The 23,610-nt window shown below is 67.0% G+C and carries 21 protein-coding genes and 1 tRNA gene; 16 read left to right on the top strand and 6 right to left on the bottom strand.

What is annotated here, in order from left to right:
• Positions 1 to 138 precede the first annotated feature (138 nt).
• A complete protein-coding gene (gene dcd / locus LQD00_RS13785) occupies positions 139 to 711 on the bottom strand; it encodes a dCTP deaminase (protein ID WP_232717760.1) in 573 nt (190 codons plus the stop codon).
• A gap of 20 nt (positions 712 to 731) precedes the next feature.
• A complete protein-coding gene (locus LQD00_RS13780; protein WP_232717759.1) occupies positions 732 to 2,231 on the bottom strand; it encodes an HNH endonuclease signature motif containing protein in 1,500 nt (499 codons plus the stop codon).
• A gap of 156 nt (positions 2,232 to 2,387) precedes the next feature.
• Between LQD00_RS13780 and LQD00_RS13775 the strand changes: the two genes are divergently transcribed.
• The 5 genes from LQD00_RS13775 (at position 2,388) to LQD00_RS13760 (ending at position 6,498) form a co-directional block, all read left to right on the top strand.
• Positions 2,388 to 2,461, top strand: a tRNA-Gly gene (locus LQD00_RS13775).
• Positions 2,462 to 2,892: 431 nt separating this feature from the next.
• Complete coding sequence (locus tag LQD00_RS22755) at positions 2,893 to 3,024, top strand: hypothetical protein (protein WP_255220633.1); 132 nt, start codon at positions 2,893 to 2,895, stop codon at positions 3,022 to 3,024.
• On the top strand, positions 3,021 to 4,496 hold the full coding sequence (locus tag LQD00_RS13770) for a sodium:solute symporter family protein (RefSeq protein ID WP_232717758.1): 1,476 nt from the start codon (positions 3,021 to 3,023) through the stop codon (positions 4,494 to 4,496). Before LQD00_RS22755 ends, LQD00_RS13770 begins: the two co-directional genes overlap by 4 nt.
• 90 nt (positions 4,497 to 4,586) lie before the next feature.
• Positions 4,587 to 5,708: a hypothetical protein gene (locus tag LQD00_RS13765; protein WP_232717757.1), complete on the top strand. Its 1,122-nt coding sequence runs from the start codon at positions 4,587 to 4,589 to the stop codon at positions 5,706 to 5,708.
• 31 nt (positions 5,709 to 5,739) lie between these two features.
• The gene (locus LQD00_RS13760) at positions 5,740 to 6,498 is read left to right on the top strand and encodes an NADPH-dependent F420 reductase (RefSeq protein ID WP_269784993.1); all 759 of its coding nucleotides are present in this window, start codon (positions 5,740 to 5,742) and stop codon (positions 6,496 to 6,498) included.
• A gap of 9 nt (positions 6,499 to 6,507) precedes the next feature.
• On the opposite strand, the gene LQD00_RS13755 is transcribed toward LQD00_RS13760, so the two are convergent.
• Positions 6,508 to 7,626 carry a serine hydrolase domain-containing protein gene (locus tag LQD00_RS13755; RefSeq protein ID WP_232717755.1) on the bottom strand — a complete coding sequence of 373 codons (1,119 nt, stop codon included), beginning with the start codon at positions 7,624 to 7,626 and terminating at the stop codon, positions 6,508 to 6,510.
• 233 nt (positions 7,627 to 7,859) lie between these two features.
• On the bottom strand, positions 7,860 to 8,639 hold the full coding sequence (locus LQD00_RS13750; RefSeq protein ID WP_232717754.1) for a LysR family transcriptional regulator substrate-binding protein: 780 nt from the start codon (positions 8,637 to 8,639) through the stop codon (positions 7,860 to 7,862).
• A 41-nt stretch (positions 8,640 to 8,680) separates the two neighbouring features.
• Between LQD00_RS13750 and LQD00_RS13745 the strand changes: the two genes are divergently transcribed.
• Positions 8,681 to 9,067: a DUF5997 family protein gene (locus LQD00_RS13745; protein WP_006868883.1), complete on the top strand. Its 387-nt coding sequence runs from the start codon at positions 8,681 to 8,683 to the stop codon at positions 9,065 to 9,067.
• 26 nt (positions 9,068 to 9,093) lie between these two features.
• Here the strand turns inward: LQD00_RS13745 and LQD00_RS13740 are convergent, their stop codons facing one another.
• Entirely contained in the window at positions 9,094 to 9,540 is a 447-nt protein-coding gene (locus LQD00_RS13740; RefSeq protein ID WP_232717753.1) for a hypothetical protein, read from the bottom strand.
• A gap of 294 nt (positions 9,541 to 9,834) precedes the next feature.
• On the opposite strand from LQD00_RS13740, the gene LQD00_RS13735 reads away from it, so the two are divergent.
• The 4 genes from LQD00_RS13735 to LQD00_RS13720 all read left to right on the top strand — a co-directional run bounded on the left by LQD00_RS13735 (position 9,835) and on the right by LQD00_RS13720 (position 16,420).
• On the top strand, positions 9,835 to 11,754 hold the full coding sequence (locus LQD00_RS13735; RefSeq protein ID WP_232717752.1) for a Vgb family protein: 1,920 nt from the start codon (positions 9,835 to 9,837) through the stop codon (positions 11,752 to 11,754).
• A gap of 291 nt (positions 11,755 to 12,045) precedes the next feature.
• Positions 12,046 to 14,262: an MMPL family transporter gene (locus LQD00_RS13730; RefSeq protein ID WP_232717751.1), complete on the top strand. Its 2,217-nt coding sequence runs from the start codon at positions 12,046 to 12,048 to the stop codon at positions 14,260 to 14,262.
• 2 nt (positions 14,263 to 14,264) lie between these two features.
• A complete protein-coding gene (locus tag LQD00_RS13725; RefSeq protein ID WP_232717750.1) occupies positions 14,265 to 14,900 on the top strand; it encodes a TetR family transcriptional regulator in 636 nt (211 codons plus the stop codon).
• Between the two features lie 236 nt (positions 14,901 to 15,136).
• Positions 15,137 to 16,420, top strand: coding sequence for a hypothetical protein (locus LQD00_RS13720; protein WP_232717749.1), 1,284 nt, complete (start codon positions 15,137 to 15,139; stop codon positions 16,418 to 16,420).
• 24 nt (positions 16,421 to 16,444) lie between these two features.
• On the opposite strand, the gene LQD00_RS13715 is transcribed toward LQD00_RS13720, so the two are convergent.
• Entirely contained in the window at positions 16,445 to 17,161 is a 717-nt protein-coding gene (locus LQD00_RS13715; RefSeq protein WP_232717748.1) for a GntR family transcriptional regulator, read from the bottom strand.
• A gap of 282 nt (positions 17,162 to 17,443) precedes the next feature.
• On the opposite strand from LQD00_RS13715, the gene LQD00_RS13710 reads away from it, so the two are divergent.
• From LQD00_RS13710 to LQD00_RS13685, 6 genes are read left to right on the top strand one after another with little or no spacing between them, the layout of a single operon-like run.
• Positions 17,444 to 18,784: an LLM class flavin-dependent oxidoreductase gene (locus tag LQD00_RS13710; RefSeq protein WP_232717747.1), complete on the top strand. Its 1,341-nt coding sequence runs from the start codon at positions 17,444 to 17,446 to the stop codon at positions 18,782 to 18,784.
• A gap of 60 nt (positions 18,785 to 18,844) precedes the next feature.
• The gene (locus LQD00_RS13705) at positions 18,845 to 19,300 is read left to right on the top strand and encodes a GlcG/HbpS family heme-binding protein (protein ID WP_232717746.1); all 456 of its coding nucleotides are present in this window, start codon (positions 18,845 to 18,847) and stop codon (positions 19,298 to 19,300) included.
• A complete protein-coding gene (locus LQD00_RS13700; RefSeq protein WP_232717745.1) occupies positions 19,300 to 20,247 on the top strand; it encodes a dihydrodipicolinate synthase family protein in 948 nt (315 codons plus the stop codon). The genes LQD00_RS13705 and LQD00_RS13700 overlap by 1 nt, the downstream gene beginning before the upstream one ends.
• Positions 20,244 to 21,626: an MFS transporter gene (locus tag LQD00_RS13695; RefSeq protein ID WP_232717744.1), complete on the top strand. Its 1,383-nt coding sequence runs from the start codon at positions 20,244 to 20,246 to the stop codon at positions 21,624 to 21,626. Before LQD00_RS13700 ends, LQD00_RS13695 begins: the two co-directional genes overlap by 4 nt.
• Complete coding sequence (locus tag LQD00_RS13690) at positions 21,623 to 22,840, top strand: LLM class flavin-dependent oxidoreductase (RefSeq protein WP_232717743.1); 1,218 nt, start codon at positions 21,623 to 21,625, stop codon at positions 22,838 to 22,840. Before LQD00_RS13695 ends, LQD00_RS13690 begins: the two co-directional genes overlap by 4 nt.
• The gene (locus LQD00_RS13685; protein ID WP_232717742.1) at positions 22,837 to 23,604 is read left to right on the top strand and encodes an enoyl-CoA hydratase/isomerase family protein; all 768 of its coding nucleotides are present in this window, start codon (positions 22,837 to 22,839) and stop codon (positions 23,602 to 23,604) included. Before LQD00_RS13690 ends, LQD00_RS13685 begins: the two co-directional genes overlap by 4 nt.
• The last annotated feature ends 6 nt before the right edge of the window (positions 23,605 to 23,610 follow it).

The following is a 23,610-nucleotide window of genomic DNA, read 5'->3' as shown; positions in this document are numbered from 1 at the left end:
CAACGATTACCCAGGTGGGCCTGCCGCCAACCAACCATGGCGTGGCGGGTGGTGATCGGGTGGGTGAACGTCAGTCGACCGCCGCCGGTTGAGTAGGCGAGGAACCTGCGACGAGCCGTATCGGAACCTGTCGCGCAGTCAGTCGTTCTTGATGAAGTTCAGGTATGCCTTGGACGGGGTGGGGCCGCGTTGTCCCTGGTATTTCGACCCGACCTTTTCGCTGCCGTAGGGGTGCTCGGCCGGGCTGCTGAGGCGGATGAGGCAGAGCTGCCCGATCTTCATGCCTGGCCACAGCGTGATCGGGAGGTTGGCCACGTTGGAGAGTTCCAGGGTGATGTGGCCGGAGAAGCCGGGGTCGATGAAGCCGGCGGTCGAGTGGGTCAGGAGGCCGAGGCGACCGAGTGACGACTTCCCTTCGAGGCGTCCGGCGAGGTCGTGGGGCAGGGTGCACACCTCGAGGGTGGAACCCAGCACGAACTCACCCGGGTGCAACACGAACGGCTCACCCGCTGTCGGTTCGACGAGGGTGGTGAGTTCGTCTTGGCGTTGGGCCGGGTCGATGTGGGTGTACCGGGTGTTGTTGAACACGCGGAACAGACTGTCGAGCCGGACGTCGACGCTGGAGGGCTGGACGAGCGCAGGGTCGAATGGATCGATGGCGAGGCGCCCGTCAGCGATCTCGGAGCGGATGTCGCGGTCGGAAAGCAGCACGTGTCGAGGTTATCGAATGGTCAGGGTGGATCTGCGGCGGTATCCGTCGGCCCCGCCTTGTCTGCCTCGACCCGCGTGCCGAACCGGCGCCGGTGAGCGTCGGCCCGCATCCGGCTGAGTACCTCGTCGGTGCGGTGGGCGCGGTTCACCCGTGGCGTCTGATCCGGGTGTGATCGCGGTGGATGCCAGATGACGCGACCTGCGTCGACCCCGTCCGCGACGATCGTGGTCGCCCACTGGTCCTCGCGTGTGCCGACCGCCCGGTTGTGCGCGCCGCATGTGGTGGTCAGGTTGTCGATGTCGGTGGGGCCGTTCTCGGCGGCCCACTCGATGACGTGGTGGAGTTCGCAGTCGAAGGACGAACGGGTGCAGCGTGGGCACGTGCAGCCGCCGTCGCGGCCCACTGCGGCGATCCGCTGCGGTCGGGATGCCAGACGCTTCGAGCGCCCGAGGTAGAGGACCTCGGCGGTGTGGTCTCGAAAGACCTCCAGGTGCTGCTGCGCCTCGGCGGCGAGCTCGACGGCGTCTTTGATCGGGAGCAGTGCGCCTGTTGCGGTGCGCGCGGGAGCTCCGGCACGCTCTCGGAGCGCCGACTCGGTGATAGTGACGATGACGTGCGGTGGCAGTCCGTGGTGAGAACCGCCGAGGGCGCCGCCGTCGAGGACGCAGCGCAGCAGTGCGCTGAACGCGTCGTGGTTGCGTTTCTCGGTCGAGCGGTCGTCACGCTCGGCCGCCGCCGCGAGGGCTTTGGGGTCGGCCTCTGCCGGATCTCCGATGGGTGACGACGGATCGTCGGGGTTGTTCATGCCGGGCGCTGCCCACACCGCCAGCACGACGTCGAGCATGGCCCGCGTCTTGGGGTCGAGCGTCGCCGTCAGTTTGGACATCAATTGTGCGTCCTGCGGCCCGAGCCGCATGCCCCTCATGCGTGCACGGTCTCGGTCGTCGGTGAGAGTGCCGTCCGGGTCGAGGTGGGCGAGGATGCGTGCGCCGAGTTCGCGGAGCGAGGCCGGGTCGTACTCGCGGGCGTAATGGGCGAGCGTCGCCTCCGCGGCTTCGCGGTCTGCAGTGTCGACGCCGGCCGGGATCTTACGCATCACCTCGACGATGACATCGACATTTCTGCCCGAGATACCGCCGTCGGCAACGCCTTTCGCGGTTTCCGGAAACCTCGGCTCAAGAACTTCACCTTGCATGTCGGGGAACCTGCCGATCGCCCACACACGGTTGAGGAGTCGGTTGGCCTCGCCCCTGCGGTTGAGCACGCTTGTGACGAAGTTGGTGACCGTCTGACAGCCCGCCTTGCGGTAAGCGGAGCGCTCGTCGATGGCGACCATGTGGTCAGCGAAGAGTGACAGCATGCGACGCTCGGCGCGCTCATGCTCGATCGCGACCTTGAGCAGGTCAGTATCGGAACAGGCGGTGGACGCCGTCTCGCTGATCTCGTCCAGCAGCGCGTGCAGACGCTCGTACTGGTCGAGAAGAAGTGGTTGTGGTGCAGATGGCTCGCCGAAAGCCATGATCAAACCCCCGTCATCATGGCTAACTCGAAACTATGTTCGAGTCTACGTGCGTCCCCGCAGGTGCGCAACCCGTTCTGCGAAGAATTTTCGCGCCGCTCGCGAAGACCCGACCCCGGTTTGCTAGGCTTTCGGTCGCGAGCCCAGCGCTCGCACGCCGATGTAGTTCAATGGCAGAACATCAGCTTCCCAAGCTGAATACGCGGGTTCGATTCCCGTCATCGGCTCCACACGTACCGGTGCGCCTTCGGACGGCGCCGCGCATATCGCGAGCAACCAATCTGGCGCGCATGACATTTCAGGTCCCCTTCGGTGTCCGACGTCATCCTGCATGCAGACTCGACACTTCCCCGTCCGGCTCGGCAGATCCTGCGGGCCAAAGCCGGTCCGCCGGCGACGATTCCCCCTGGTAGGCCCTGGACAACCCTGCGAATCGATCTCTACCCGTTGCGGAGATGTATACAACCGGCTAGCGTGTTCGACGTGAGAGTGTTGCGTGTCACACGGCCGTTACATGACGAAGATACCCTCACGAACTCGTAATCAGGTTCTCCATCAGGGACTTAGCGTTCACCCCGCTCAACGTCGAGCGCAGGAGACCGTCGTACAACCAGCCCTCGGTGTACACAATCATCTCAATATCTAGGAAGAAGGCCACCGGATGGATTCAGTGTCCGTTCCTGCCGTTGCCGCCTCGATCGCCGTCATGGTGCTCGGCGGCGGTGCGCCCCTGGCGGCAGCGCTCATCCTCAACTGGCGTGACCGGGTCAAGTCGAAAGGCGCCGACCAGTGAGTTTGCAGACAGTCTTCACCATTCTGATCGCGGTCTACTTCGTCCTGATCCTCGTCGTCGGAATACGTAGCAACAAGAAGATCAGCACGTCGTCGGACTACAGCGTCGCCGGCCGGAACATGGGTCCGGTCCTGGGCACGATGACTTTCACCGCCACTTACGTCTCCGCCCTGACCGTGATCGGTCTGGTCGGCTCGGCGAATGGCATGGGACTCGCGTTGGTCCCGTACACGTTCGTCGGCCTCGGCTGCGGATTGTTGTTCCTCGTGCTCCTGTCCAGTCGGGTCCACCGGGCCGGTCGCACGTCGGAGAGTGTTCCCGAGTTGCTGGGAAAGCGGTACGGGGACAAGACGGTTCGCGTCACCTCGGCCGGCACCATCGTCATCGCCTATTTCGTGTACCTGATCGCCCAGCTCTTCGCGGTCGGCATCCTGCTCTCCACGACGATCGGTTTCAAGGTCTGGGCCGTGATCCTGGTGGTCGGCACCATCTTCGTGCTCTACACCCTCACCGGCGGTATGCAGGCCGTCGCCCGTACCGACGCCTTCCAGCTGGTGGTGCTCGTGGCGGCAGTCCTGCTCGCCCTCGTCCTGGTCATCACCAAGGTCGGCAGCGACGGACTGAGCTGGAGCGACGGGCCCGGCCTGTCGCAGTTCCTCGGCGGCCCGGTGCCGAGCGCGATGCTCGCCTTCGGCTGGGGCCTCTCGTGGGGACTCGGAGTCGCCTGCATGCCGAATTACCTGCAGCGCATCCTGTCCTGCCCGGACGTCCGAACCACTCGACTCGTGCTCGGCTGGGGTTCGGCCATCTCCTTCTGGCTGGTGAACGCGCCCATCCTGGTCATCGGCATCGGTATCGCCATCATCGACCCGACCATGACCGGCGACTCGGCACTGCCGTCATTCCTGCTGACGCACGGCGGCACACTGATTGCCGCACTGGCGCTCACCGGTCTGATCTCCGCGGTGATGTCGACGACCGACTCGCTGCTCCACGTGATGGGCGTGTACTTCGGACGCGACATCCTGTGCACCCTGCGGAAGATCGACGACGACGCGAAAGCACTGAAGCTCGCCCGGATCTCGACCGGCGTGATCGGCGCACTCGCGGTGGCGACGGCCACCTACATGTCGTTCAGTCCGCTACCGCTGATCCTCACATTTGCGTCCTACGCCGTTTCGCTGCTCGCCGCCGGACTGTTCGTCCCGCTGTTCATCGGCCTGCTCTGGCCGGGGGCGTCGAAGACCGGCGCCGTGGCGTCGATGGTTGTCGGCGTCATCGTGCTGATCGTGTTCGAGGTCCTGCGCAAGCAGGGCGTCATCGAGCTCCACGGCATCGTTCCCACGGTGGTGTGCGCGATCATCGCGATGATCGTCGGATCGTGGTGGGACGGCCGACGGGCGGAGTCGACGACGCCGCAGTCCGATGAGTCCGATGAGGTGGAACAACCGGTCGCCGTTCCGACGGTGTGATCGACCCGCGGCCGGGCTGTCGTCTCGCAGAGAATGCGACACGGCAGCCCGGCTGTGTCATGTGCTCACCCCGCCGTCCACAATCGTGAGATGCCGAGCGGAACATCCTCATACGGCAGCTTCTCCCGGGACGGTTCGACGATCCGGACGGAAGCCGTCGCCGACCGCGCGATGACCGACCGGATCGGCCGCACGCATTACCTGAACCAACGGCTCGTGTGGGTCGTGCTGATCCCGGCGCTGTGCATCGTTCCGGGAGTCTCGCTGGTCGTCGGCGAGATCGACGAGCCGGCTACCGTCGTCCTCGCCTACGTGCTACTCGGAGTGGTCGGTGGCCTCGTCATGCTGGCGGTGCTCACCTGGGTGCTGCTCTACCAGACGGGACCTCGCGAATGGGCACTCAAGATCCCCGAGGGGACACAGGTGTCCGCCGAGTTCGGACCGCACGAGATCTCGTTCGGATGGGTCGGCGCGCGGTCGACCCTGCCGGCATCGGGCGTCCGGTGGGTCAAGCACCGAACACGTACCGCGACAACGACTATCGCAGGGATGGGCACCACGTTGATCATCCCGAACGAACTGGTGCCGCTCGAGGTCCGCGACCATCTGCTCGCCCGATTCGATCCACGGCCGCCGCTCCTCGGCCGACGTCGCACGACCGCCCCGCCGCCGTCCTCGATCTCATACTCGGCGCACCGCACAGTGGTTCGCGACGGCGGCACCGTGCACATCAGCTGCGTCGCCGACGACGGACTCCCCGACCGGTTGCAACGGTCTCTACGCAGAGGGCCTGTTGTCCCCGCGACCTTCGCCGCCGTGCTGGTACCGCTGGTCGCCCTGCTCTACTTCGGCGCCTACGTCGTGGCGGTCATTCTGGCGGCGGCGCTGGTGTTGCTGGCGGTTCTGTTCTTCACACCGTTCGCCGGTCGGTGGTGGTTTCGTCGGACGGTGGCACCGGGAACGACGATCTCCGCCGAGTACGGACCCGACAGGATTCGTCTGCGTCTCGGCGCGTATGACCGGACCATCGACCGGACGTCGATCCACCGAGTGAAACGAGTGGGCACCGCGCTGCAGGTGTCACCACGCACCGCGACCGACGTGCTGCTGATCCCCGACGAACTGGTTCTGCCGGACATCGCCGAAGAACTACTCGCAGAGTTCGGCCGACGCCCAGGGTGGCGCAGGCTGGTCGACGCCCTCCGACGCTGACCCGTTCGGCGTACACACTGCGTCACCCCTGTTGATCCCCGGATCACACAAACCCCGGCCCGGGGAATGCACCCACCCCGGCGACCGTTGCGCGAAGAGTCAACGACATCGTCGGAAGAGGTACAGCATGAAGATCGGGATCATCGGAGCAGGATTCATCGGCGGAACGCTGACTCGTCGACTCACCGAGCTGGGACATGAGGTCCGCGTGTCGAATTCGCGCGCGCCCGAGACACTTGCGGACCTGGCCGAGGAAACCGGTGCTACAGCCGTGTGGGCGAAGGACGCAGCCGAGGACGCCGATCTCGTCATCGTGTCCATTCCGCAGAAGAACACACCTGACCTGGCCCCGGGCATCCTCGACGCCCGCAAACCGGGCGCACCGGTCATCGAGACCAACAACTACTACCCGCAGCAGCGCGACGGGAAGATCGAGGCCATCGAGAACGGCACTCCCGAGAGCGTGTGGGTGTCCGAGCAGCTCGGTGTGCCCGTGTACAAGGTGTTCAACGGGATCTACTGGAAGCACCTGCTCAAGAAGGGTCTCCCGGACGGCGCCGAGGGTCGGATCGCACTGCCGATCGCGGGCGACGATCCGGACGGCAAGACGATCGTGTTCGCCATCGTCGACGAGCTCGGTTTCGACCCGGTCGACGCCGGACCGCTCGCCGAGTCGTGGCGTCAGCAGCCGGGAACGCCCGTCTACGGCAAGGACTTCGGCGTCGACGACACGCTCACGGCGCTCAAGGAAGCCTCACCGGAACGCACCCCGGAGTGGCGCGCAGCCTGAGCACGTAGGTCAATCGCACAATGCACGGGTGAGCGCCGGACCGATCTCGAGTTCGGCTGACTCACCCGTGTGCGAGATGGTCACGGCGCGCCCGTCGGACGTCGCACCGGTGATCGTGGTGAAGCCGACCACATTGCCGGTGTGTCCGACGAACCGCGCGCCGCAGGGCAACTCGGTGTACCCGACCCCGAGACCGTAGGACATGCCGTCGTCGTTCCCCATGTCGACGCCGTCGAGCATCTGACGTAACTGTTCCAGGGGCAGCACCTCTCCGGCGACCAGCGCTGCATAGAATCGATTCAAGTCCGCGCCCGTGCTGACCAGCGAGCCCGACGTCCATGGCAGCGACGGTTCCATCGCTGTCACGTCGATGATCTCGCCACCGTCCGCCGCGTACCCGACGAGATACGGTGCACGAAGCCCGGTTTCGCCGGTCCTCGGCATGTAGGTGTCCCGCAGCGCCAGCGGTTCGAGAATCCGGTCGTCGAGCTCGTCACGGTATTCGCGTCCGGTGACGGCCTCGATCAGCATTCCCGCGACCAGGTAGTTCGTGTTGGTGTACTGGAATCGAGCGCCCGGCGGGAACTGCGCCGGATCGCGAAGCGCGATCTCCATCTCCTGCGTCGGCGTGTAGGTGTAACCCTCGAGCGCCGCGGTGTGCTCGTTCTCCCCTGGGCGGCCGGTGATCTCGGGAAGACCGCTGCGATGTCCCAGAATCTGGCGCACCGAGATCTCCCGGCCGTCGACACCGTCGCCGACGATGAGCCCCGGCAGATAGGTGTCGATGGACCGGTCGAGGGCGACCCGCCCCTCGCCGACCAACTGCAGCACGATTGCCGCGGTGAAGGTCTTGGTCACGCTGCCCACCCGAACGTGCTGCGGCTCGTCGTCGGGGATGGCCGTTCCCTCATCGCGATCAACGAAGCCCGCTGCCACGACGACGTCGTCACCGTCCTCACCGAGTGTGGCGACCGCGCCGACGGCCCCGGTGTCAACCAGCGAGACGAGGTCGGCGCGGACGGCGTCCAGGCGCCGTTCCCTCCCATCCGTTCCCGATGAGGCGATCAGACATCCGGACAGGAACACCACGAAGGCGCAGAGGACCAGAACAACCGGGCGAAGGCGCATGCCCCAACGCTAGGAGGGCGCGACCGACGGCCACATCGCGCAAAAGTACGGGCGGGTACTCCATCCCTGGTATGAGATCCGTCAGTCGCCAATCGCCCGTCGACAGCCGAGATTCTCTCGCCGCAGAGGTCGCGAACCGTGTCGCCGGCCGACACGATGTGCGACCCCCTACCGGCGGTGCCGACGCGTCCCGCACCCACGACGTACTCCTCGCATGGAGACGCCCGGAACGGTCACCGCCGCTTCGGACGCACCCCGGGCTTCTTACGACCGCTCTTCCCCGGGACCTTGCCCGCGGCTTCGCGCGCGGCACGCTTCGCGGCGGCCTTCTCCTTGGCCGACCGTTTCGGCGCAGGTTCGGACTGTCCCCTCGACGATGTCGCCTTGCGGCCGCGCACGATCCCGATGAACTCGTCGGCGAGTTCGGTGGTCGGGGCCGGCCACAGCAGGCCGACGGTGCCGGTCGGCGCGTCGGTGACCGGGCGGTAGACGAGATCCTTGCGATGGTGCAACCGCGCCAGCGACTGGGGCACCAGAAGGACCCCGATGCCGGTGGCGACGAGTTCGATTGCGTCGCCGGTGGTTTCCGGACGGTGCTCGACGGCGGTGCCGGGGCGGCCGGCAGCGAAGAAGCCGGCGACCGGCTCGTCGAGCGGCCACAGGAACTGCTCGTCGGCGAGGTCGGCGAGGGTCAGCTCGTCACCCGCAGTGAGTACGTGATCCTTGGGGACCACGACGACGGTGGTCTCCTCGTACAGTTCGATCGTGTGGTGCGGACCGGCCTCGCCGTGCCGCAGAGCGTCGGGCAGACGCGTGATCGCCATCTGAACGTTTCCCTGGGCGACGGCGGCCGCGCAGTCGGCGACCTCGAGGGCGACGAGCTCCAACCGGATGTCAGGTTGCCGCTCCGACCAGATGCGAACCCATTTGCCGGGGGTCACGCCGGGGACGTATGCCAGTCGGAACGTCGGAGCCCCGGATTCGCCTGCCCGGTCGGGTGTGGTCACGACCAAAGGCTACCGCCCGATACCCTGGGGTAATGAGTTCGCAGTCGATGAAACCGGCCACCGCCGCCAAGAAGCTGGACGTGTACCTGCCGGCGACCCCCGCGGAGTTCCGCGAGGGTTCGATCACGCGCGCCGAGCTCGCCGCCCTGCAGGCCGATCCGCCGGAGTGGCTGAAGACCCTCCGCGCCGAGGGACCGCATCCGAAGAACCTGGTCGCGGCCAAGCTCGGTGTCTCCAACTCGGCGCTGGTCCGCAACGGGATCACTGAGGCGCTGACCACCGCGCAGATCAACGACCTGCTCGCCGAGATGCCCGAGTGGCTCGCCGCCGAGCGCGCCACGCAGGTGGAGGTCCGCCGCGAGGAACGACGCGTCAAGTCCCTCCACGAGGATCGTCGTCGGGACCGTGAGGAAGCCGAGAACCCCGAGGCCTGATTGAGGCCAGGGCAGCCCCACTCCGGTCAGGGAACCGACAGCACGTTTACGCCGGGGATGACCTCGGTCGCCTGGATACCTGCCGCCCTGTCCTGCATGATGCGGACCGTCGCGATCACCGGGCCAGACCCGGTCGGGGCGACCGCCGACGTCGGAAGCCGGGCGAAGTCGCTCGTCGTCGGGTAGTCGGGTTTCTGCCAGTGTCGTAGCCGGACGACCCCGGTCTTACCCGTGGCGAGGTTTCGCCACGACACCGACAGGAACCGGTACCCGTAGGGATAGTCGAACTTCGCAGGAGCGGGCACCGCGAACTCGACCGCGGCCGGCGGGGGCGGATACTGCAGCGTCCTCGGCGCAGGTTTCGCGACCACCCGGACCGGTGACAGGGTTCCGCCGGCGACGTCCGGCGGCAACTGCAGGCCGTTGAGCGCCGGGATGTCGAAGCTCAGCATCGGCGCGGCCGCAGGCCTCACCGCAGGTTCCGCCGAGGCAGTGGCGACAGCGCCCACGGAAAGCATCAGTGCCACAACAACAGTGATCATCGACGTGCGAGCGGTCAAGCGCATGAGAATCTTTCGGTCGCCGTTGTCATCCCGCGTTCCACCGTCACACACCAACGCGGCCCCCGCAATGCCCACCGGCGCCGGGAATTCCACCGACGCCATGGACGTGAATCCCCGGTGTGACCGTTTCGCGAACTTCACCGACACTTCTTCGTTATCCTCCCAGCGAACCCACCCAGGGTGATCCCGCGTGAGGAGCCAGAGGTGCAGCGTCGAAACCACCACCGTCGGATGGCGATCGCAGCGGCCGCCGCCATCGGCCTCGTCGGACCCCTGTGTTTCTCCGGAGCCGGTGCCACACCCGCGGCCCCGACCCCGTCGGTCTCCGGCGCGGTGGGCGCAGACGGTGCCGCACGGGCATGGGATGTGCGCGCCTGGATCACCGGGACCGACTCGTCGACGGCGCGCAGTGCGGGGGTCGCGCGGTCGGACCGATCCGGTCACTTCACTCTCCGACCCACCGCACAGCCCGGCGCGGGCGAGGCCTTCTACGTGACGGCCACCCCGGCGGGGCAACCGAATTCGTTCACGACCCTCGCCACGATCTCCCCGACCATGCCCGCACGTCTGACCGTGAACGAGCTGACCACCGTCGCAACGGGTTACGCGATGGCACAGTTCGTCGACGGCACTCGCATCAGCGGACGGGCACCAGGGGTGCGTAATGCGGCGTCGATGGCGGGCAATCTCGCCGACCCGACCAGTGGCCGGATCGGTTCCACCCTCGCCTCCGCACCGAACGGCGCACAGACGTCGACCCAGGCCGCCTTCCTCACGCTGTCCAATGCGCTCGCCGCCTGCACGTCGTCGGCCGAGGGATGCGCCGCCCTACGATCCGCAACGACGACCCCGCTGAGCGGCCGGCCGTCGAACATGGTCGAGGCGATGGCCAACATGGCGAAGAGCCCGGAGCACAACCCCGCCGGGTTGTTCGGTGTCGCGCTACGCAGACCCACTCGACCGGGCGCGCTTCCGCTCCCTCCCGCCGCCTGGACACTGGCGCTCCGATTCGACGGCGGCGGTGGACTACTCGCCGGCCCGGGCAACTTCGTCATCGGCGAGGGCGGCGACATCTGGGTGAACGCGAACTACGAGTACAACGCCGATCCGCGAACCCCCGTGTGCGGCAGCAAGTATCTCTTCCGCTTCGGGCCCGACGGCAAACTCGTCGACGGACGCCCCATCACCGGCGGCGGCCTCAGCGGCGCCGGTTACGGCATCACCCGGGACCACTCCGGCGACATCTGGGTCAGCAACTACGGCTTCGCCGCACCGGAACCGGGCTGCCCCGCCGACCGCCAGCCGCCGCACAACTCGATGTCGAAGTTCAGCGCACAGGGTGAAGTCCTCTCGCCGCCAGCCGGATTCACGCAGGGATCGATCAGCTGGCCGCAGGGCATGACCACCGACCGCACCGGATCGGTGTGGACCACCAACTGCGCCACCAACTCATTGACCGTCTTCCCCGACGGCGACCCGAGTCGCGCCCGCAACATCAAGGTCGACGTGAAGCAGCCCTTCCATCTCGTCGACAACGGCCGGGCCCTGTTCGTCAGCGGCCTGCAGAGCAGTTCGATCGCGATGCTGGATCGCTCCGGGCGACCGCTGCGCACCCCCATCACCGGACCCCACGTCGACAACCCGCTGGGCCTGGCCACCGATGCCCGCGGCAACGTGTGGATCGCGAACTCCGGGGTCATCACCCTGCCGTGCCCCGACCGTCCCACCGGTACGGGATCATTCGGTTCCGTGTCCGCTCTCGGCCCGACGGGCAAGACCCTCGTCGGACCGCTGCGCGGTGGCGGCATCACGATCCCGTGGGGCATCACCACCGACGGCGACGGCAACGTCTGGGTCGGCAACTTCGCCGGCAAGCGCGTCTCGAAGTTCTGCGGCGCGAACGCCGCCACCTGCCCGCCCGGCAAGCGCACCGGCGACGCCATCTCCCCGGACGTGACCGGCTACTTCTTCGACGGGCTGGCGCGCAGCACCGGCATCATCGTCGACCCTGCGGGCAATGTCTGGACGACGAACAACTGGAAAGAGGTCCCGCTCCAGACCAACCCGGGCGGACTCCACATCGTCGCCCTGGTCGGTGCGGCAACCCCGGTCCCGGTGCGCTGACCGGTTCACACTGCCGACCCACCACTTCACACGAACACCCCGCTTGTGACCGGCATCGCATTTCGGTGTCCGATTTGCGAAAGTTCGTCACAGAATTCGCCCTGATTCGCGTGACTAACGGAAGCGCGCAGGTCACGCTTGTCATCGCGCCGGAATCGGGGGCCAGTGCAAAAGTGGTACTCAGTAACTAGTGTTAGTCACTAACACATGTGGCGCGACCGTCGCATGTCGCACCAACGGTCGGCGCCGACGCCGGCCCTGCGCTCGTAAAACCGAAAGGGTTCACACGCCATGGCGTCGCTTCTGTTCAGGCTGGGGAGTTTCTCCTTCCGGCACAAATGGGCCGTGATCGCGGCCTGGCTGGCCGCGATGATCGCGGTCGTCTCGCTCGTCGGCGTCCTCCAGCCGAAATTCGCCCAGGACTTCAGCCTCCCCGGAACCGACTCCGGCACCGCGACCGAGCAGGTCCAGGAGTACTTCCCGCAGGTCATGAAGGAGCAGGAGCGCGCCTCCACGAGCATCCTCGTGGCCGCGAGCGACGGCCTGCAGAACCACACCGACCAGATCAACAAGCTGGCCGAGGATCTGCGCACGCTGCCCGACGTCATCGCGCCGGAAACCGTGGTGAACCCGGTCGTGGCCGCTGCCGTCGACCCGGCGATCGCCCCGTCGGTCCTCGGTGACAACGGTCGCGTCGGCCTCATCCAGGTCCGACAGAACATCACGGTCATGGACCTGACGACCGAGAACAAGGAAGAGCTCGTCAAGATCCTCGACGAGAATCGCGGCAACGGCCTGCAGGTCGAAGCCACCGGCGCCCTGATGCAGGTGATGGATCAGGGCGGCGCCGCCGAGCTGATCGGCTTCGCCATCGCCTTCGTGGTCATGATCGTCGCCTTCGGCGCCCTGATCGCCGCGTTCATCCCGCTGGTCACCGCCATCGTCGGCGTCGCGATCACCATCATGCTGCTGACGCTGTCGGCGGAACTGCTCTCGATCAACCAGTCGGCGACCGCCATCGTGACGATGCTCGGCATCGCGGTGTCCATCGACTATGCGCTGTTCATCGTGTCCCGGTTCCGGGCCGAACTGAACCGGGGTGGTGATGCGGCCGATGCCGCCGGCCGCGCGGTCGGCACGGCCGGATCCGCGGTCGTGTTCGCCGGCCTCACGGTCATCATCGCGGTCGTCGCCCTCGTGGTCATCGGCATCCCGATCATCACCCAGATGGGCGCCGGTGCCGCCGTCGCGGTCTTCATCGCAGTCTCTGCCGCACTGACACTCATCCCCGCCCTTCTCGGTGCGTTCGGCCGCTTCGCCTTCCGCCCGAGGATCCCGTGGATCAAGCACGCCGAGCAGTCCGAGGACGGTGACACCCTGGGTGTTCGCCTGGGCCGCACCGTCGTCAAGGCACCGATCCCGTTCATCATCATCGGCCTGCTCGCACTCGCCGCGGCGGCCATCCCGGCCACCAAGATGGAACTGGGCCTGTCGCTGTCGACCGAGGACGAGGCACCCGCACTGGCGTTGCTGAGCAAGGGATTCGGTGAGGGCATCAACGGCCCGCTGCTCGTCGTCCTGCACGACGACGACGCCCCGATCGCACCCGTCGCGAACGAGGCCGTCAAGCACATCGCCGGCCTGAAGGACGTCGTCAACCCCGAGGCCCTCACCTGGATCGGTAACGAGGGCGGACAGAACGGCGACACCGCGCTCATCACCGTGACACCGAAGAGCGCACCCTCGTCCGAGGCGACGCACACGCTGATGGAGAACATCCGCGCGTACTCGCCGACCGTCGAGAAGGAAGGCGCCGAACTGCATGTCGGCGGCCAGACCGCGATCATGTCGGACCTCTCGCAGAAGCTCGACGACGCCCTGATCCCCTACCTGATCGTCGTCGTCGGACTCGCGTTCCTGATCATGATCGGCGTCTTCCGCTCCCTGTGGGTGCCCCTGATCGGCACGGTCGGCTTCATCTTCTCCGTGCTCGCGACCTTCGGCATCACCGTCGCGATCTTCCAGGAGGGCTGGCTCGGGATCATCACGAACACCCAGCCGATCATCTCGTTCCTGCCGATCTTCCTGATCGGCGTGGTCTTCGGCCTGGCGATGGACTACCAGGTGTTCCTGGTGACCCGAATGCGCGAGGAGTACATCCACGGCATGACCGCCAAGGAGGCCATCGTCGCGGGTTACCGGCACGGCGCCCGCGTGGTGACCTCCGCGGCGATCATCATGATCAGCGTCTTCGCCGCGTTCATGTTGTCGCCGGAGACGACGGCCAAGATGATGGGCTTCGCCCTCGCCTCGGCAGTCCTGTTCGACGCCTTCGTGATCCGCATGCTGGTCGTCCCGGCCGTCATCGCACTTCTCGGCGACCGCGCCTGGACCCTGCCGCGCTGGCTCGACAAGCTCGTCATCAACTTCGACATCGAGGGCGAAGCAGTCCGCCACCGCGGACTCCCGGACCCCGACGACAAGAAGACGCCGGTACCGGCGAGCTGACCGTGTCCACGGCATCACCCACCACCGACGCCCCGGGCAACCGCCCGGGGCGTCGGCCCGGGTTGCGCGAGCAACAGAAGATGCGCACCCGCAACGCCATCCGCGAGGCAGCCCTGCACCTCATCGCCGAACAGGGCTACGCGAAGACGACCGTCGAGCAGATCGCCGAGACCGCCGGCGTCTCCCACACGACCTTCTTCCGCTACTTCCCCACCAAGGAACAGGTGGTGGTCGGTGGAGAACACTTCGAGTCCGAGGCGCGCGCCATCGTCGAATCGATGCCGCCCGGGCTCGGCCACTTCGACCTCATCCGGCGGCTGTTCACCGAACTCCACCGCCTCACCGTCGACGACCCGTGGGTCGGCAATCCGCTTCGGATGCAACTGATCCGGTCGGAACCCCTGCTGCAGAAGACCTTTCAGGTCGAGTCCGAGCGGATGATGACCGGGATGCGGCAACTCATCGCCGACTACCTCGGCCGCGACGCCGACGACTTCGCCCTCGGGGTGTTCCTCGACGCGGTGGCCGGGGTGACCTTCCGGCTCGCGACCGAAGGCGACGACAACCCGGTGGATCTGCAGATCGAGACGACCCTGCGCGCCATCGACCTTCTCGAGCAGGGGCTTCCGCTCGACTGACCCCCGGCCGCAGCTGCAATGCGCCCCCGCAATGCGCCCCTGAAATGCGCCCCCGGTAAGCACCCTCCAGAGCGGTTCCGACGACACTATGTCACCGGTCCACCTGTGGAGGGCGCATTTTGGGGGCGGTTCTGAGGGGCGCATTTTCGTGACGCCTTTCGATGCACTTTCCGAAAGCCGCAGTGCACGGGCATAACCCGACCTACGATGAGCTGATCCGTGCAGGAGGGATCAGCATGCGACTCACCCGACGCCTCCAGATCAGGCTCTGGCCACGCACTCTCGCGGTCGCGGCGCTGACGCTCGCCCTCGCCGCGACGTCGTTGATCGCGGCCTCACCGCCGACGGCCCGGGGTTTCGCCGAGGACATCTGTTATACGCCAGGGGCACCACCCCACAACTGCGCACCGTTGCCGTTCGCCTGCCCGCCGAACAACGGCGACGATCCGTTGTGCGGCATCCGTGGCGCCATCCGTTACGGCTACACGCTGCAGCAACCGCTCGGCGGACGCAGTCTGGTGCATACCGATTCGACGTACATCATGGCGCGCAAGGTGGGCTTCTCGCTGCAGGACGCCTATTGGATCGCCGCCTACAGCGAGGCCACCGACCTCGGTACCTTCGCGCCCCGTGACATGCGCAGCAACAAGGTCCCGAACGCAGCCGCGTTGACCACCAAGGACATCAGCGGCCTCGTGCGCACTCACTTCAACACCGGCGGGTTCCTCTTCCACGTGCTGCCGACGATGCGTGATCCTCGATCGCCGGTACCGAACGGGTTGCGACCCGACGTGAACGATCCGCGGCAGGAAGTGATGCTCACCCACATCCGGCGCTGGGCCATGGAAGGCCCCGGCAGCGATGCACCCCTGTGCACAGGCGGTTTCACCGACCGGACCGCACGCGGCGACTTTTCCACCGGAACAACGTGTTACGGCGGTCGTAACCCGGCCCAGATCACCGGCCAGTACAGCGTCGCCTATCCGGTCACGCTCCCCTTCCAGAACGTGACCGGCCGCCAGGTCATCACCGACGGGGTGACCTCGGAGCGATTCGACTCCTACGTCGGTAAGCAGTCGGCCAACGCGCGTATCGGCATCTACATCCACGCACTCGGCGACCGGATCTCGCACCATACGTGCACCGACCGGGCCACGATGACCCCACCGACGCCGCGCCACCGCGCCTTCGACATCGACCTGGTCGATCGCGCCTGCAATCAGGGACCGCACGCGGTGCGCCACGAATACGAGACCGGCGTGGACTTCCACGATCTCGCTGCGGAGGACCGCACCACCGAGGCAGCCCTCTCGATGGTCTACGACGAGCTGGTGAACTTCGCCCGTGAGCGCGGGGTGCTGGACCCGGCAGCCACGAGCCCGGCAGCGAAGACCACGGTGATTACCAACGGCCTGATTCCCGCGCTCGAGCGGCGCAATCCCGAGGCCCGAATCCGCGCGGTGACCGCGGTCGGCTGCGGTCTCGGCGTGCCGGCGTTCCCGGGTAGCCCGTCCTGCTGATCCCGGCGGCCCCGGCGAGTCGCACTAGTCAGCCGAAGCGGCCTCGGACTCGTCCTCGACGTGCAGCAAGGCCTTGACGCGAACATCTCGCGTCCGCTGCAGGTGACGTGTGATCAGATCGCGCGCCGCGGCGACATCGCGTGCCCGCATCGCGTCGATGATCTGGAGATGCTCGTCGTGACTGTGGGACAGGTTCCCGGTCTCGGCCAGCGACTGGGTCTCGTAGGTTGCGAGCTGAGAGGTCAAGCGCTCCAACACCTCACAGATGGTGTCGTTGCGTGAGGCGGCGGCGAGGACGCGATGCCAACGCCGGTGCAGCTGCCGTGCACGGTCGTGGTCGGCTTCGGCGACGGCATTCTCGTGGACGAGCGTCAGCCTCGCGAAGTCGAGCTCGGTCGCATGCCGGATCGCCGATTCCACGGCCTCGGCCTCGAGGGCGATACGCACCTGGTAGATGTCATAGATCTCTTCGGGCGTACGAACCCTGACCACCGCGCCGCGCGGGCCGCGTTCGACGAGACCTTCCGCCTCGAGCCGCAACAGGGCGTCGCGTACCGGCGCGCGAGAGACACCGTGCCGGTTGCTGAGCGCGACTTCCTGCAGTGCGCCACCCGGGGGCGGGTTGCCGGCGAGGATCTCCTGTCGGATCACCTGATACAGAGCACCACGCGCACCCGCCGCATCGGCGTTCGACTCGCCGGCGGCCGAACCCGGCGCCGGCTCGAGAACTTCTCGTGGCACATGCCCTCCTATGGCGATGGTCGTGGCAATGGTGTCATCTGCGACATCTCACCGCCGGGGCGGTCTGTCGACCTCGTCGTTCACTGCTTCTACCGGATGCACCTCGTCTTCACGAAGTTCCCGGCCGACAAAAGCTCACGCTGCGCGGAAGTCTTGTCGCAGGCGATGGTAACGCCGTATGAATACGGCTGTCGACATCCGTAGACACATGTTGACGAGCGATCTACCAGCCACTTCCCACCCCCGCCCGCCGAATCGCCCGATGTCAGAGGAGACAGCCACGTGAACACGCCGCGTGAGCATCGCACACCCGAGAGCTCCCTGATCCTCATCACCACCGCGATGGGCGTCGGGATGCACCTCGGTGCCTGGCGGTACCGGACGGGCGAGGCCTCGGACTACCTCGACCTCGACTTCTACCAACACATCGCCAGATCGGCGGAGCGCGGCGTCCTGCACGGACTGTTCCTCGCCGACACGCTCGCGCTGTCGGAGGAGAACCTCGAACGGCCCAACCTCGGCGCCCTCGACCCCATCGTGGTCCTCTCCGCACTGGCATCGGTCACCGCCCGCCTCGGACTCGTGGCTACGTCGTCGACCACGTTCAACGAGCCGTTCAATCTCGCTCGCAGGTTCTCAGCTCTCGATCATCTCAGCGGTGGCCGGGCCGGGTTCAACGTCGTCACGACCTTCGTGCCCGACGTCGCCGCGAACTTCGGCGCGAGCGACCTGCCCCAGCACGACAACAGGTACGCCCGGGCCGAGGAGGCGATGGACGTCATCACCGCCCTGTGGCACAGCTGGGGTGAGGATGCTCTGATCGGCGACAAAACCACCGGGGTGTTCGCCGATCGGGAGCAGGTTCAGCCCATCGACCATGTCGGACAACACTTCACGGTCCGAGGACCGCTCACCCTCCCCCGGACCCGGCAGGGCCGGCCGGTGGTGTTCCAGGCCGGGGCGTCCGAAACCGGACGGCGACTGGCGGCGCGCACCGCCGACGCCGTGTTCACCGTCCAGAACACCCGATCGTCGGCGTCGGAATTCCGCGCCGACATCCGTCGTCGAGCAGAGGGTTTCGGCCGTCATCCGGACTCGGTGAAGGTCCTGCCGGGTCTCGTTCCCGTCATCGGACGAACCCGGGAGGACGCGCGCGACCGCAAACTCGCCCTCGACGAGCTGAGCGCCGACGCCGAGCTCCGCAAACTCGCTCTCCGGGTCGGAGTGCCCGTCGACGCACTGGCCCTCGACAAACCACTTCCGGTCGACCTCATCCGCGCGAACCCCTCGTTCAACGCCTCGCACGGATTCCGCGACGCCGTCGTCCGGCTGGCCGTCGAGGAGAACCTCACCGTCCGAGAGGTGCTGTACCGCAACGGTGGTGGGCACGCCCAGGTCGTCGGGACACCCGACGATGTCGCCGACCTGATCACCGACTGGTACCGCAACGGTGCCGTCGACGGTTTCAACCTCATGATCGACGTCCTGCCCGACGGCCTCGACGACTTCGTCGATCACGTGGTCCCCCGCCTCCAGGATCGCGGCGTCTTCCGAACCGAATACCAGGGCACCACGTTCCGAGAGGACCTCGGACTCTGCCCGACCGTGCAGCCCGTGTCCTGACACGACGCCGCTCATTCCGCACAACCCCACCCCCGACCCCCAACACCCGAAGGAGAACCCGTGCTGCAGATTTCCCGTATCGACCTCGCCGAGGCGAGGTCGCTGATCGCCGCGGCCACCGAACGCTCACGAGAGATCGGCGTGCCGATGTGCATCGCCGTCGTCGACGAGAGCGGCTATCTGGTCGCGTTCGACCGCATGGACACCGCGAAGATCACCAGCGTCTCCATCGCGATCGACAAGGCCTTCACCGCGGCCGGCGCCCGCAACCACACGTCGTTCTACGGCAAGGTGTCCCAGCCGGACGGGCCGGCGTGGGGCATCAACCAGACCAACGGCGGCCACTTCAACGTCATCGCCGGCGGCATCCCGATCATCGTCGACGGCAACGTGATCGGCGGCATCGGGATCAGCGGTGGCAACTCCGCCCAGGACGACGACGTCGCGGCCCACGCGGTCAACCGGGCCGGCGTCGGTGAGCCCGTCGAGCTGCCGGTGTCGGCCGGGGCACACTGATGGCGTCGAAGTCCCTCCCGACCGGCGTCATCGGTGCCGCGCTGACCCCCTTCACCGAGGACAACCGCGTCGACCGTGCGCGCCTCGATCCGCTGCTGGACTTCATGGTCGAGCACTGCGACGCGGTGTCGCTCCTGGGTGCCGAGGTGTCCGAGTACCAGATCCTCGGCGAGGCCGACCGGGTCGCAACGCTCCGGACCGCCATCGACACCGTCGACGGACGTGTTCCGGTTCTGGCCGGCGCCTCCTCACCCGATGTCGCCGAGGTCCTGCGGCTCGCCGAGTCCGCGGCGGACGCCGGCGCCGACTTCATCCAGGTCCTCATGCCCCGGCACCCAGGTGGCAACCCGGCGCGGGTGGGCGATCTGGTGGCCTTCTTCGAACGGATCGCGGCGTCGTCGCCGCTCCCGATCGTGGCCTACCACAACCCATCTCAGGGTACCGACACCGATGCCGCGACCATGGTCGAGCTCTCGCTGATCGACGGCGTGGTCGGGTTCAAGGAGAGCTCGCGCGACCTGACCAAGATCGGGCGGCTGTGCGCCGAGATCGACTCGGCCGGCCACGCCCGCTACTTCACCACGATGCAGCCGCTGCTGACGACGCTTCTGCTCGGCGGTTCGGGAGCGATGATGCCGCCGCCCGGCACGCTGATCGGCGCACAGGTCGTCGGCGCGCTCCGCGACGGTGATCACGAGCATGCTGCTCGGTGGCAACGCCACTTCCGACTGTTCCCCAGCCGGTGGGCCAAGTACGGACTGACCACCACCATGAAGGCCGCGATGGGCGTCCTCGGCCACGATCTGGGCGGCCCCGCAGCACCTTTCGGCCCGATGCCCGAAGCGGACATCGAACTCCTCGCGCAACAACTCGACTCGTTCGACCTCCCGTCCCCACTCGCGGTGCCGGCTACCACCGGTGCCCTCGCGAAAGGCCTGTCCTCGTGACCCACACGCTCACACCCCCGAACACCGAAACCCCGGAGCAGCGCAACGGCAGGCGCCATGCTTTCGCCGGCGCGTACCTCGGCTGGATGTTCGACGGTTACGAGACGTTCGCGACCGTGCTCGTGGCGTCGTTCGTCGTCAACGACCTCGTCGGCAAGGACGCCTCGCCGTACTACGTCGGTGCCATCCTCGCGATCACCCTGCTGTCGTGGGCGATCGGCGGTCTCGCATCCGGCGTGCTCGCCGACCGTTTCGGTCGTCGCAAGGTCATGATCGTCTCGATCCTCTGGTACGCGATCTGCGCCGGACTCACCGCACTGGCACCCAGCTACGGCGTCCTCCTGGTGCTGCGCTTCCTCACCGGTCTCGGCATGGGCGCCGAGTGGGGCGGCGGCAGTTCACTGGTCGCCGAGACCGCACCTCCCCGCCGTCGAGGCCTCCGACTCGCATTCCTGCAGAGCGGCTTCGGCATCGGCTTCCTCATCGCCACCGGCGTCTGGCAGCTCGTCAACCAGGGCAACCCCGGCGACTGGCGCTGGATGTACGCCCTCGGCGTCCTCCCCGCGCTCCTGGTCCTCTACATCCGTCGTCTCGCCTCCGACTCCCCGTTGTGGGTCAAGGTCGACCAGCAGCGTCGGGCACTGACCGAGGCCGTGTCCTCGGGCAGCGTCAGCAGCGCGAAGGCCGCCGAGTTCCTGAAGCCGTCCATCAGCCAGGTGTTCTCCCATCCCGTCTACCGTCGTCGGGTTCTGATGCTCACCCTCGGCGCCCTCGCCTCGATGATCGGCTGGTGGGCCGTCTCCACCTGGATTCCCGCCTACGCCCGCAGCATCCTCGTCGGCACCACCGATGACGTTCCGAGCGCCGTCACCCTGGTCGTTCTCGCCTACAACGCGGCCGGCGTCGTGGGATACCTCGTCAACGGATGGCTCGCCGACCTGATCGGTCGCAAGCCGGTGATCTTCACCTTCTTCGTCGCGTCCGTCGCGCTGACCCCGTGCATGTTCCTGCTCCCCGACAGCAAGGGCACGCTGATCTTCTGGGCCGCGGTGAACGGCTTCTTCACCCTCGGCCAGATGACCTGGCTGGCGCTGTACCCGAGCGAACTGTTCCCCACCAACGTGCGCGCCACCGGTATGACCCTGGTGTTCAACCTGGCCCGTTTCCCCGCGGCCATCGGGGCACTCATCAGCGCGTCGCTGATCACCGCGTTCGGCTCGATCTCCGACGCAGCCATCGTGATCGGCTGCGCTGGTTACGGTCTCGGCGTGATCGTGGCCCTGTTCCTGGGACCGGAGACCCGTGGAACCAGCCTGCCCGCACCGGTCGCCATCGCCGATACCGAAGAAGGCGACGTCAAGGAAGGAGCCCAGCGATGACGGGTTCATCGGACACCGCGGCACTGCACCGGCCGCCGTCACCACTGGAGGACCCGACGAGCCCGCTGTCGCGGATCGCTCGACAGCCGATGATGCTGGGACTGTTCCTCCCCACGCAGACCGGGGCTTTCTCCCAGTCGACATACCCCCGCGACACCCGCTGGGATTTCGATTACAACCGTGAACTCACGCTGAAAGCCGAAGCACACGGCCTCGACTTCGCCTTCGGCCTCCAACAGTGGGTGAAGAAGGGCGGATTCGGCGGAGAGACGAACTATCGGGAGAACTTCCTGGACCCGTTCATCTCGACCATCGCACTCGCCCCGCTGACGACGCGACTGGTCACGATCTCGACGGTCCACGTGCTGTACGGGTCCCTGCATCCGCTGTACCTGGCCCGTTTCGCCGCCACCGCCGATCACATCGCGCAGGGACGGTTCGGCCTCAACATCGTGACCGGTTACGACGCCCGCGAACCGCTCATGTTCGGCATGCAGCGCATCGAGCACGACGAACGATATGCCCGCGCAGACGAATTCGCCTCGATCATGGAAGACCTGTGGGCCGGCGAAGAGGACCTGACCTTCCACGGCAGGTGGTACGACCTCGAGAGCGCCTACGTGTCGCCGCGTCCGGCCCACGGACGCCCGATCATGGTGTCGGCCAGCGCGTCGGCGGCAGGTTTCGCCTACGCCGCCGACCATTCCGACATCGTCTTCACCTCGAGCCGGTCGGGGGCGCCGTATGCCGATGCGATGCAGTCGATCCCGACGATCACCAAGGAGATCGACGAGGCCTACGACCGGACCGGTAGGCAGCACAAGACGATCATCTTCCCGATGGTCATCTGCAAGGAGACCCGCGAAGAGGCCTACGCCTACCGCGATGCGATCACGGCTCGCGCCGACACCGCGTCGATCGTCAACTACGACGCGCGGCACCGCGCGGGTGACGCGCAGGGATGGCCCAAACACGTGCCGTCCGATCGCGTCCTGGGTGGACACGTCCAGATCATCGGCAGTCCCACCGATGTGGCGGACCAGCTCGAGGGGTTGCACGAGGCCGGCATCGACGGTGCGCAGCTGGGCTTCTACGACTACGGTCCGGAACTCGACTTCTTCGCCGAAGCCGTGCTCCCGATCCTCGAGGCCCGAGGCCTGCGTATCCCCGACCCGATCGTCAGCAACCCGCGAGAGGCGGTGGCCGCGCGATGACCGCCGTCTCGTCCACCGAACCGGTGCTGGTCCGGGCCGAACACGACGGCCCGGTCACGACAGTCACACTCGCCAACCCGGAGCGTGCCAACGCGCTCACCTACGGTGCGATGCAGCAGTTCATCGAAGGGCTGCGTGCTGCTCACAGCAATCGGTCGCTGCTGCTGGTCATCCGGGCCGAGGGTGACGACTTCACCGTCGGACGCGATCAGCAGGAGAAGGTTCCCGGTGTCACCAAGGCGAAGTCGCTGGGCCTGATCCTCGAGGCCAACGCGTTGTTGCGCGGGTTCCCCGGCGTCAGCGTCTCCGTGATCCGTGGCCGCGCCCTCGGGTTCGGCAGCGGGATCTCGGTGCAGTCCGATCTGTCCATCGCCGCCGACACGGCCACCCTCGGGTTCGACGAGGTGCGCCACGGTCTCGCCCCGCTGGTCGTCGCCGAGTACCTGCCACCTCTCATCGGACCTCGCGCCACCGCGGACCTCATCTACACGGGGCGGGACGTCTCGGCCTCGGAGGCCCTGGCAATCGGTCTCGTCAGCCGCGTCGTGCCGGAGGCCGACCTGGACACCGAGGCCCGCGGTCTCTGCGACTCCCTGGTGGCCGGTGAACCCGGCGCACTCCGGCTGATGAAGAGTTACTCGGCCCGCCTGCGGGCCGGGAGCATCGCCGATCCGCAGGCCGCGGCCGTCGCCGAGCTCGATGCCTGGCTGTCGGCCGGCCGGCCCGAGTTCCCGGACGTCCCGGAGAATCCCGCCGCCCGGTAGTCGAGC

The sequence above is a fragment of the Gordonia metallireducens genome (assembly GCF_021245825.1).
Lineage (GTDB): Bacteria > Actinomycetota > Actinomycetes > Mycobacteriales > Mycobacteriaceae > Gordonia > Gordonia namibiensis.
Note: the sequence above shows the minus strand (reverse complement) of the source record. Positions and strands in the feature narration are given on the sequence as shown.